The sequence below is a fragment of the Evansella vedderi genome (assembly GCF_030813435.1).
Lineage (GTDB): Bacteria > Bacillota > Bacilli > Bacillales > Salisediminibacteriaceae > Evansella > Evansella vedderi.
The window spans coordinates 51,078-62,099 of the sequence record NZ_JAUSUG010000029.1; the positions used below are offsets into that span (position 1 = coordinate 51,078).

Below are 11,022 nucleotides of genomic sequence, written 5' to 3' on the forward strand. Positions count from 1 at the left end.
CTCGGTCATGAAGACACAGGAGACAACCTGTGCGAATACACTACAACAAAGCATTTCCATAAGTGTAGGGGGCGAGGTATTCATGCTATCACAAAACTATGAGAAACTCTCTGACAAAGAGTTAGAGGCGTATTATAAGCGTGTGAAAAACTATATTGAACAGGGGTTTCGAGTGGATGGTCTAAAAGAAGAATTACAGATGATTTATGATGCATTAGAAAAGAAAAGTGACTTGCAAGTAAAGAATAAAAACCAGTATCTTGAGGAAATTAATTATTATATTAAGACATTGAGATTATAGCCAACGGGGGGAAACGCAGAACTCGTTGGCCTTTCTTATTTCTCATTTCTCCCTTTCCTTTGATACAATAGCAGAAGGAAGTGAGGGAAGCTTATGGAGCAGGAAAAGAAAAAGGCAGAATCTCTTCAACAGCAAATAGATAAGCAACAAAACATGGCTTTTCATAAAATAAATGAAGCAGTAGTCGTTCGCTTGTTAACCCAACTAGAAGAAGCGTCATCAAAAACATTGACTGAATACCATATAAATCGTGCACGCTTATTGGCCATGGCCGCGGTGGCACGGTTCCATCGAATTGGTGAATTGGATGGGAAAATAGAAGAAAGGTTGGGGGAGGCACTAGAACTATCTCCGGATGACCGTTATGTATCTAAAGTGGTTATTCATATCCATTCAACCTTATTGAATCAGAGATTCCTTATAGAGGATATTCCGAAGATAAGGGAGACGGACCATTCCCAAGGAAAAAAGAAAACAATTCAACGAATTAAAGGAATAATTACTGATGCTCTCCAACGTACGGAAACCCTTTTAAAACAATTAAAGGAATATGAACATGCAGCTCATATAGTAGATGAGCGATCTAAACTAGACCAGGCTGATCAAGGGAAAGAAATATTACAAAACTCATACGAGCAGCTAAAGAAAACCCTTGTACTAGCGGAGCAATATGAAGCAACGATTTCCGGTATCTACTCTTCCCGTGAAAAACTAGAGTCCTACCAGGAATCTTTAAGGGAATTAAATCACCTCTCCTCCCAGTGGGCCAACTGGTTAGAGGTCTTCGGTCAAGAGGAAGAAGTAAGCGCATTAAAGAAACTTCAGTCCATGGTAGGTTTGACGGAAGTAAAAAATAAAATTGAACAATACTATCATTATTTACGCTATCAAGAGGAACGTCGTAAGAAGGGCTACCAATTACAAAGTGATCCATCATTAAATATGATTTTAACTGGGAATCCTGGTACGGGAAAAACGGAGCTTGCTAGACAGCTTGCAAGAATCTATCATGAATTAGGTGTTTTACCAAAGGAAAAAGTATTGGAAGTAGATCGATCTCAACTTGTGGGTGCTTATGTGGGCCAAACGGAAGAAAAAACAATGAATGTGATAAAAGAAGCTGTTGGAGGTGTCCTATTTATTGATGAGGCCTACAGCTTAAAGCGAGCAGATACAACAGGCAATGATTATGGACAAGCTGCCATCGACACATTAGTTGCGGCCATGACCAACGAGGAGTATGCAGGGAAGTTTGCTGTCATACTTGCTGGATATCCAGAAGAAATGCGAACTTTCTTATGGAGTAATCCAGGCCTTCGAAGCCGCTTCCCAGAACACAATCACATCCATCTTCCGGACTATTCCTTAGATGAGCTAGTGGAAATTGGGGAACAGACTGCCCTTGAAAATGATTTTTCATTAACAGAGTCTGCTCTAACCGCCTTGAGATACAGACTGGAGCAAGAAAAGGTGGATGATAGCTTTGGAAATGCCAGGGCAGTAAAAAACATTATCCAGGAAGCCATTTTTAAAAAGGGTTCCGAGGTAGCGAAGACAAAGGATTACAGGAAAGAAAACTTTATCCTATTAGATGAAGAAGCTTTTGAGCCGAGGGACCGAAAGAAAAATGATAAATCAGGGGATGAACAATTAAACGAATTAATTGGATTGACAGAAGTGAAGGATCAGGTGAGGAAGCTAACCTCTTTTGTGAAGGTGCAGCAAATGCGAAAAGATAGTGGCTTACCCGTCGTTCCCATTCAACTCCATGCTATTTTTTCAGGTCCTCCTGGTACTGGAAAAACAACGGTTGCGAAGATATATGGAGATATTTTGTGTGAGCTTGGATTATTAAAGCGGGGACATATGGTTATTTCTGGAAGGAGCGACCTCGTTGCCGGCTATGTAGGCCAAACGGCAATGAAAACGAAAAAGAAAATTAAAGAAGCCCTAGGGGGTGTGTTGTTCATTGATGAGGCCTATTCTCTCCTTGCCAAGGGGGAACAGGACTTTGGGAAAGAGGCTATTGACACCCTTGTGGAGGAAATGACAAAGCATAATGAGAATCTTGTTGTTATTTTAGCGGGCTATTCCCAACCCATGGAGTTGTTAATGGAGAGTAACCCAGGCCTATCCAGTCGATTTAAGAAAACAATAGCCTTCCAAGATTACACTGCAGAGGAGCTCATCGAAATTCTTGTTTTTTATGTAAAAAAACTTGGTTATTCTTTGGATGGAGCTATAAAAAAGGAACTATATGAAACATTAAAAGCGTCGCCACCTTCTGGTAACGGAAGAGCCATGAGGGACATGGTAGAAGAAGCCATTCAGCAGCAAGCTTATCGCATTGTTTCAGAAAAACAGGGAAATGTCTCGGACTTAACGAAATTAGTGAGGGAAGACTTTTCTATATTGATAGAAGGGGAGAGAAATTAATGCTTATCTCTACAGAGAAAATTGCCGTACGCTATGCAGAAACAGATCAAATGGGGGTTGTCTACCATTCTAACTATTTAGTATGGTGTGAAATTGGCAGAACGAAACTTTTTGAGGATTTAGGATACCAGTATGCCTCCTTAGAAAAAATGGGGATCCTCGTTCCAGTAACAAATGTGAATATGAATTATCACTATCCTGCAAAATATGGAGATACAGTGACCGTAAGGTCCTGGATTGAAGAATATAACGGACTTCGGATCACTTATGGCTATGAAATAATCAATGAAGATGGAAAGCAATGTTTAACAGGGACAAGTGAGCACGTTTGTGTGAAAAAGGATTCCTTCCGCCCTGTTTCACTTAAAAAGCAATTTCCAGATGTACATGATGCATATGAAAAAAATAAAAAAGACAGCCATCAACCGGTGGAATAATAGGTATATATAACCCCAACTCGTACAAACTATTTTTGTGAAAATTGTATTTAAGGGGGGGGATAAACAATGGCAAAGCCAGATAACCGTAAAAATAATGTGGAAAGACTACAAAAGATGGTAGAGAACACAAAGGAAAATATCGAAGCAGCAGAAGAAACGATGCACAAAGAGGACCTTTCAGCTGCAGAGAAACAAGCCATTCAAGAAAAAAATCAACGCCGTCACGAAAGTATTGAAAGCTTTAAAGCGGAGATTGCTGATGAGAAATCAGATCGAGAAAATGGTAGAATTTAATTAACCGATCTTTGTTCAATCTACAAGAGCGCATTTTCATACAAATGGGCTCTTGTTTTTATTAGTCTGTTATTAAAAGGTAGTTGTTATTGGGATCAAATAAGATAATATTGCTCGAATTCGTTACAGGCGGACCAATTACGCCTAAGAGCAGCCCACGTCCTGCTCCTGCGCTACTTCGTATGCTCGTCGCAAACTACTCGAGGAAGCGTCTCAGGCTCCGCTTGTGGGCAACGGCGTAATGTCGCCATCCTGGCTCCCGCGGGCAACGCCTCAGCCTCCTCGGGTTCCTGTCTCTTCCTCTTCTAGCATCGCGCTGTAGAAGTATACGTCGAGACAACTCGAAGTTTATTCGAGAAGTAAACGCTCGTCGCTGGAGTCGCCGCCTTCACTCCTTCGAGTTATTAAAAAGTAATTGTTGTGAAAAAAGCCTATTATTTAGTAGAGATTGGTTTATATAAAAACCTTGTTACATAATCTGACAATTGGATTGTTAACAGTTGAACTTTTGTTGCTGTTCGTTGTTATAATAGAAGGGGAAGGGGACCATGTATGGCTTTTGGAGTAAAGAGAAGTGAATTATTACAATGGAAGAAAAAAGCAAGGGAAGGTGAGGTAGCTTTCCTCACTCATTTTTGGTTGGATGATAGATTTCCTCAATACCATACCGTAACAAAGGCAGCCTGTTCTAATAGGGAGAAATTAGTCCAGTGGGGGAAACAATATGGCTTAAAAGGAGAATGGATCCATGATCGAGAGGACTTCCCACATTTTGATCTTCTCGGGGACAGACAAAGGGAAATATTGATGGAAGAAGGCCTGTATGATCAGTTAGAAAAATTAGAAAATCGCAGGAAAGGGATGAAGGTCAATGAGTGAATTACAACAGGAAATTATTAAAGCATTACGTGTTAAACCGTCCATTGATCCAAAGGAAGAAATTCGTTCAAGAATACAACTCCTAAAGGATTACTTAAAAAAGTCTGGGTTAAATGGATATGTTTTAGGAATATCTGGGGGACAAGACTCCTCTTTGGCTGGCAGACTTATTCAATTAGCTATGGAAGAATTAAATAAGGAGGAAGGTACAGACAAATATACCTTTTATGCCATGCGCCTACCATATGGAGTTCAAGGGGATGAAGAGGATGCCCAAAAGGCATTAGACTTTATTCAACCATACCACCGTATTACATATAATATAAAAAATGCAGTAGATGCTTCCTTTAACCAGTTCCAGAAATCAATTGGGGAGGAATTATCTGATTTTGTAAAAGGAAACACGAAAGCCCGTGAACGAATGAAGGCGCAATATGATGTTGGTGCCCATTACGGTTGTTTAGTAGTTGGAACAGATCATGCTGCGGAAGCTGTAACCGGTTTTTTTACCAAATTTGGTGATGGGGCATGCGACATTACGCCATTATTTGGTTTAAATAAACGTCAAGGGAAAGCACTACTAAAGGAACTTGGGGCAGAGGAAGGTATTTATGAAAAAGTACCAACAGCTGATTTAGAGGATAACCGGCCAGGCCTTCCTGATGAGGTTGCATTAGGGGTAACTTATGAGCAAATTGACGACTATTTAGAAGGTAAGGAAATGGAGGATTCAGCTAGAAAGACAATTGAAGGGCATTACCTCAAAACTGAGCATAAGCGGCAGTTACCAGTAACATTATACGATCGGTGGTGGCGTTGAGGATGCAATTTAAACCTAACGGGAGGTTAGCGGATTTACATATGCATTCCACTGCATCTGATGGAGGATACTCCCCTGAGGATTTAATGAAAAAATGTGTTCAAGCAGGTCTTGAGATAGTTTCCCTAACAGATCATGACACCACAATGGGAGTAAAGTCTGCTAAAGAAGTAGCTGAGGCAAATGGAATGCAATTTATCACTGGAATCGAACTTTCTACAAGATTCAAAAATACCCATGTGGATATATTAGGATACGGCATTGAACCTTCTAATTCTATTCTCCAAGACACCATTTCCTTTCACCAGCATATGAGGGTGAAACGAATGGAAAAAATGATTGAAAAGTGCCATGAACTGGGATTACAAATAGATTTTCAAGAAGTAAAGGTACTAGCAAAGGGGGATACTCTTTCAAGACCACATATTGCTCAAGCATTGGTTAATCGTGGGTACGTTTCCAATGTAAAGGAAGCCTTTGACCTTTATTTTAAAGAAGGCCAGCCATGCTATGTGGAGAAGGAAAAGGAAATGACTCCCCAGGAAGCTATACAGTTAATCCACCAAGCAGGAGGTATTGCCATTGTTGCCCATCCTATCTTGTATACTTTAGACGATGACATTTATCAATGGTTATTGGAAGAGGATCTCGATGGTGTGGAAGTGTATCACCGTGATCATGATGTTGAAGCTGTGGAACGCTTTTTAACCATTGCAAAAAAGGCCGAAAGGGAAAGGGGACGTCAAGTTTATCTAACGGGGGGGTCTGACTTCCATCACGAATCCTTCGGGAGAACAGGGGAATCGATCGGAACAACCACACTCCCCTTCGAACATGCGGAAAAATTACTTCATGCGGTAAATAAAATTTAAAAAAAGCTCTTTTTGATATAGTTTTGTATTTTTAGATAGCTCGGAGGAGTGAAAGGCGGCGACTCCAGCGACGAGCGTTTACTTCTCGAATAAGCTTCGAGTTGTTTATCAAATAGTAATAATCTATAACAAAATAGCCTTACATAAAAATTAAAAACTTCTTAGATTGTTAGGTTCTAAGAAGTTTTTTTGTTTGTACATTTGCCCTGCTTTCACAAATTTGGGCGTTTCGGAATACCATAAAGTGAAGTTAAAAGGAGGGATAATAACGTGCAAACGTATTTTATTAATGGACATACAAGTAAAGGCTTTTATCATTTAGCCAACCAATTTTGGAATGATTATGACTTGTGGGTTGTTACAGGGGGCAGTATGTACAACAGAGGAGAGGTATTATCTGCTGCTGCTGATACATTAATAGAAGTAGAAGATATAGATATCTTTGTTCATCCCAATGATGGAAAAACGATTGACGGTATATTATTAAAAGGAAAAAATATACTTTTATTATCTGATAATGATCCGTTACTCCCATTAAGCAGATATCGAGGACTTGTATCGAATGTTTTTGATTTAAACGACTGTTTAAAGGATTCTTATCATGTTGAAGAGGTACCGCAAATTAGACATTTAATTGACGAAGTAAATGTTCAACAACGGTTGGCCTATCAGTGCTTTGCCAAGGGGAAGTCCATTCATGAGAAAAAGGAAGAAATTTATTTATCGGGAATGGATTTTAACGAGGCAGATAAAGCAGCAGAAGAGATCATCTCCCATTTATTCTCTTCCTTAGAGTCAAAGGATGCTAACCCACAAACAAGGGAACTGTTTTTTGGCGCAGCGTCTGCCTTTGGACCGATTAATTATATCAATGACATTACAGAAGGATTATCAAAACGGATTATTATAAAGGGCCGATCCGGTAGTGGGAAATCAACACTGATGCGTAAAATTGTGGCAGAGGCGGAAAAGCATCAACTTTCGGTAGATTACTTTTCCTGTGCCTTAGACCCTGATAGTTTAGACATGGTCGTTATTCCAGCCCTATCCTTTGCCATCATTGATGGAACAGCCCCTCACGTTATCGATCCTGACCGTGACAGTGATACAGTGGTAGATATGTTCGAACGTTGTATCGACGAAAGGGTCGAAGAGGATAACATGGAAGTGTTAAATAAGATAGACCAAGAATATAAGGCTGTCATGAAAACAGGAACGAAGCATTTAAACCGCGTCCATGAATTGGAGCAGCTCATTCATAATATCTTGACCATTACCTTTAATGAGGAAAAGCTAGATAGTTTAAAAGATACCCTAATTGACAAGTTGAAAAACAACTAAATATAACCTTGGCCACTGAAAAAGGAAAAAACACCCTTTTTCAGTGGCTTCATGTAACCTAACTGGTGTTTTATTCCTTCCTTGATTGCGAGAAATTGCCATGAAATGACCTAATGAAATTGCATCTCATTAGGTCATTCTTTTAACTTATGGATACCAATTCATGATATAATACCTCTATTGTTTGTAGCTACCTATCGGAATCTAGATTGTTAAAAATATAGCTCTGTTAAAGGTTAAAGTTGATTTTATAACACTGTTGATTTGAGCGGAAGATACGAGACTCCTGCGGGAAAAGCAACAATTCTTTTCTTGCGACGAGTAATCGCAGGAGCAGCTGAAGACCCCGCAGGGACGAGGAGGCTGAAGCGTTGCCCGCGCGGAGCCAGGATGGCGACATTACGCCGTTGCCCACAAGCGGGACCTGAGACGCTTCCTCGAATAGTTTGCGTCGAGTAATCGCAGACGCAGGACGTGGGCTGCCTTTAGGCGTAATTGGAGTATCTGAAGCAAAAATAAACATCAAAGTTTAACAAAGCCAAAAATATAAAAAGTTCATGTGAAATGAAAAAACGAGTTATTTTTATGAATCTAATATACATAATTGTACCTAATATTAATAAGACCTTTCAGGGTCTTTTCTCGTTTTCTCACTTTGCAGGGAACTCTTGGAAAGCGTGAGGTTTTAAATGAATTCAATATGGAAATTAAAAGGCATGTTGTTTTTCTTCCATTCTTCCATGACGATTATTGTGAGTTATTTGCCTGTTTATTTACAGGTGATGGGGTTAACTGGCTCTCAGATTGGAGTCCTATTGGCAGTTGGGCCTGCAGCGGCGATTATTGCCCAGCCCTTTTGGGGGTTCATGAGTGATAAATGGAAAACAGTAAAAAGGGTATTGATCATCTGTATCTCCGGCACTTTGGCCTTAGGTTTTATCTTGTTCCAATTAACAGAGTACCTCCTATTAATTCCAATGATGTATTTATTATTTTCCTTTGCAGCACCAGCAGGGGGACTGGGTGATAGTCTTTCTCAAAAGGTATCTGTTAAGTATGGTGTTTCCTTCGGAAGTATTCGGTTGTGGGGGTCATTAGGATTTGCTTTGGCATCTTTAGCTGGAGGCTTTATATTATCTCATATTGGAATTACGAATATTTATTATTTGTTTGCCTTCTTTTTATCTATGGCATTGATTTTTTGTTTGTTAGCCCCTGATGGAGAGCCGGCTAAGAAACCAGTACAATTAACGAATGCATTAAAGTTATTAAAATCTCCGAAATTAATGACCTTTTTACTAATGGTTATGGCAATCGGATTAACTCATCGAATGAACGATTCTTTTTTAGGCTTGTATATCGTTGAGCTAGGTGGTAACGAGTCGTATATTGGTATGTCGTGGTTTATTGGTGTAGTTACAGAAGCTGTCGTATTTGCCCTCAGTTTTTATTGGTTAAGGAGTTTCCATCCATTGACCCTTATTAATATTGCTGCGTTTCTTTATTTCATAAGGTGGGTATTGATGTCCTTTGTTCCTGATCCAACATTTGTCTTGTATATTCAAGTTTTACATGGAATATGCTTTGCAATACTTTACTTAACGGCCTTTCAGTTTGTTACAAGACTAGTACCTGATGAGTTAGAGTCGACGGGACATTTATTATATATATCTGTGTTTTTCGGAATATCAGGGGTAATTGGGTCCATTATAGGTGGACAGATCATGAGTGCCTTTGATCTGCGCACCTTGTATGTAGTGATGGCCGGCCTAGCAGCAGTAGGACTAGGAGGATCTATCCTTTACCGAATCTCTTACTTTAGAAGCGAAGATGGAAAAAACGAAATGGAGAAACTAAAGGAAACGTCTAATTAAAAAACAGGCTGGGACAACTAACGGGTTCGATTGATAGGGAGAAAACACGAAATAACTTAGCTTTTAGGGGTGTAATTATCATACTAATTCGCACCTCTTTTTTCGTTGTTTTATCAGCTTTTGTAAGCAAAAGTTGCTATTTTAATATCTACTTTAGAAACTCTTTTGGCATAAAAAATCACAGGCATACAATCATTTTTGTACTACTCGCAAAGCGCGTGTTAAAACAGTTGTTAATATGTTGTTATTTATTGAGTTAAAATCTAATAAACTTCTACATTATTAACGATATTCAAGGTTTGTTGGATATTTATGTTAAAATATAAGAAAGGAATATACAGACTTTGTGAAAAAAGGTACTTAAACTATTGGGTAGATTTTCTTTAACAGTAAAAATCCATTCTCAAATAAAAAATGAGAATGGATTTACAGTCTTTCCGTATGAATTTCTATTGTTGAAACAATTTGTTCAAATGTGTATTTATGATTTACCACATCAACTGTAAAGTCTTGTTCTTCTTCAATTCCCATTGTCCACCTATAATGGTTAATTTTCAAGAAAACAATTAAAGAAGCAAGTGCTGTACGTTTATTTGCATTATGAAAGGCACGATTCTTCGCCAATGATTCAAAAAGTGCAGCTGCTTTTTCATAGACAGAAGGGTATGCATCTCTTCCAAATACAGATTGTTTAGGTCGATTAATGGCTGAATCTAAGAGACCTGGATCTTTCACACCTAAAGGTTCATTTGGCGAATACAAGCGGATTTGAATCGTATTGATTGCGATCACCTGATTTGTTGTTAAATAAATGATTTCGTCCATTATCTGTTCACTAACCCTTTAAAAGCTTTATCATGTTCTTTAATGACATCATTAAGGATATCCATGAATTCGGCATCAACACCTTCAGGAAGGTTTATCTGTTCCTTTTTCCGTAAAACGATTTTCCCATCTTTAACTTCAACTTGTACGTCATCCCCTTGAGATAATCCAACTTCTCTCAGTAGTTCAGCAGGAAGAGTTATTCCGAAGCTATTTCCAATCTTAGTTACTTTTCTTTCGAATTGGTCCAATTTATTACACCTCCATTATAATCGTTATAACAATTATAACATGGTTTGATACAAGAAATGAAATTAGCTGTTTATATTTTAAAGATGTTAAGCTATCGGGAGTGCGTTAGTGAAATTGTGGGCTGTAATAATGCAGCTCGTTTTTTATTCCCTGCAAATTGGAAACAATGTTAAACTGAAGAGAGGTTTATTAGTGAAATAAGTTTTTTTAGAGGAGGAGAAAGAGGAATGAAATCATTTAAATTGTTCTCATCAATTATTGCTATATGTTTATTATTTATTGTAGGTTGTTCTATAAATAATCTATCAGAAGATGAAGCAATTACTATTGCACTTGAATTTGCAAAAACAAATGCACAAGAGAACAATTTAAACATACCATCAGACGAATTATGGTTTATTCAAAGCGATAGGATAGATAAAAAGAATAAATGGGCTGTTTATATTGGTTATCCAGAAGCAAGTAATTCGGACGAAATAAAGCTTCCATCACTAGCTTGGGTTTCTGTTTCCTATAATAAAAAGGTTCTAGGATACGATTTCACTCCATGGGGTGGGGAATATGAAGCAGATTAAAAATGTTTCCTTCTTCTACTAACGGAAGCGCGCGACAAGTGCTGCTATAAGCGCATTCAGCGTGAAAAGCAGGAAGTTTAAGACAAAACTTCAACTTTACAACGGAGGATTGG

The 11,022-nt window shown here is 38.6% G+C and carries 12 protein-coding genes; 10 read left to right on the forward strand and 2 right to left on the reverse strand.

Features of this window, described 5'->3' with window-relative positions; genetic code table 11:
* Positions 1–82 precede the first annotated feature (82 nt).
* The 9 genes from J2S74_RS24400 to J2S74_RS24440 all read left to right on the forward strand — a co-directional run bounded on the left by J2S74_RS24400 (position 83) and on the right by J2S74_RS24440 (position 9,257).
* Positions 83–301, forward strand: coding sequence for a hypothetical protein (locus J2S74_RS24400; RefSeq protein WP_307331425.1), 219 nt, complete (start codon positions 83–85; stop codon positions 299–301).
* A gap of 93 nt (positions 302–394) precedes the next feature.
* Entirely contained in the window at positions 395–2,737 is a 2,343-nt protein-coding gene (locus J2S74_RS24405) for an AAA family ATPase (RefSeq protein WP_307331427.1), read from the forward strand.
* The gene (locus tag J2S74_RS24410) at positions 2,737–3,174 is read left to right on the forward strand and encodes an acyl-CoA thioesterase (protein ID WP_307331428.1); all 438 of its coding nucleotides are present in this window, start codon (positions 2,737–2,739) and stop codon (positions 3,172–3,174) included. Before J2S74_RS24405 ends, J2S74_RS24410 begins: the two co-directional genes overlap by 1 nt.
* Before the next feature lie 69 nt (positions 3,175–3,243).
* The gene (gene tlp, locus J2S74_RS24415; protein ID WP_307331430.1) at positions 3,244–3,471 is read left to right on the forward strand and encodes a small acid-soluble spore protein Tlp; all 228 of its coding nucleotides are present in this window, start codon (positions 3,244–3,246) and stop codon (positions 3,469–3,471) included.
* Between the two features lie 552 nt (positions 3,472–4,023).
* Positions 4,024–4,350 carry a hypothetical protein gene (locus J2S74_RS24420; protein ID WP_307331432.1) on the forward strand — a complete coding sequence of 109 codons (327 nt, stop codon included), beginning with the start codon at positions 4,024–4,026 and terminating at the stop codon, positions 4,348–4,350.
* Positions 4,343–5,170, forward strand: a complete 828-nt coding sequence (gene nadE / locus J2S74_RS24425; protein ID WP_307331435.1) for an NAD(+) synthase — start codon at positions 4,343–4,345, stop codon at positions 5,168–5,170. Before J2S74_RS24420 ends, nadE begins: the two co-directional genes overlap by 8 nt.
* A gap of 2 nt (positions 5,171–5,172) precedes the next feature.
* Positions 5,173–6,042 carry a PHP domain-containing protein gene (locus J2S74_RS24430; protein ID WP_307331437.1) on the forward strand — a complete coding sequence of 290 codons (870 nt, stop codon included), beginning with the start codon at positions 5,173–5,175 and terminating at the stop codon, positions 6,040–6,042.
* Positions 6,043–6,312: 270 nt separating this feature from the next.
* The gene (locus J2S74_RS24435) at positions 6,313–7,383 is read left to right on the forward strand and encodes a hypothetical protein (protein WP_307331440.1); all 1,071 of its coding nucleotides are present in this window, start codon (positions 6,313–6,315) and stop codon (positions 7,381–7,383) included.
* Between the two features lie 689 nt (positions 7,384–8,072).
* The gene (locus J2S74_RS24440; RefSeq protein WP_307331443.1) at positions 8,073–9,257 is read left to right on the forward strand and encodes an MFS transporter; all 1,185 of its coding nucleotides are present in this window, start codon (positions 8,073–8,075) and stop codon (positions 9,255–9,257) included.
* Positions 9,258–9,683: 426 nt separating this feature from the next.
* Here the strand turns inward: J2S74_RS24440 and J2S74_RS24445 are convergent, their stop codons facing one another.
* Positions 9,684–10,082, reverse strand: a complete 399-nt coding sequence (locus tag J2S74_RS24445) for a type II toxin-antitoxin system death-on-curing family toxin (protein WP_307331446.1) — start codon at positions 10,080–10,082, stop codon at positions 9,684–9,686.
* The gene (locus tag J2S74_RS24450) at positions 10,082–10,333 is read right to left on the reverse strand and encodes an AbrB/MazE/SpoVT family DNA-binding domain-containing protein (RefSeq protein ID WP_307331449.1); all 252 of its coding nucleotides are present in this window, start codon (positions 10,331–10,333) and stop codon (positions 10,082–10,084) included. The genes J2S74_RS24445 and J2S74_RS24450 overlap by 1 nt, the downstream gene beginning before the upstream one ends.
* Before the next feature lie 228 nt (positions 10,334–10,561).
* Here J2S74_RS24450 and J2S74_RS24455 point away from each other — a divergent pair, with 228 nt between their 5' ends.
* Positions 10,562–10,909 (forward strand): hypothetical protein, encoded by a 348-nt coding sequence (locus J2S74_RS24455; protein ID WP_307331453.1) that lies wholly within the window; start codon positions 10,562–10,564, stop codon positions 10,907–10,909.
* Positions 10,910–11,022: the final 113 nt, after the last annotated feature.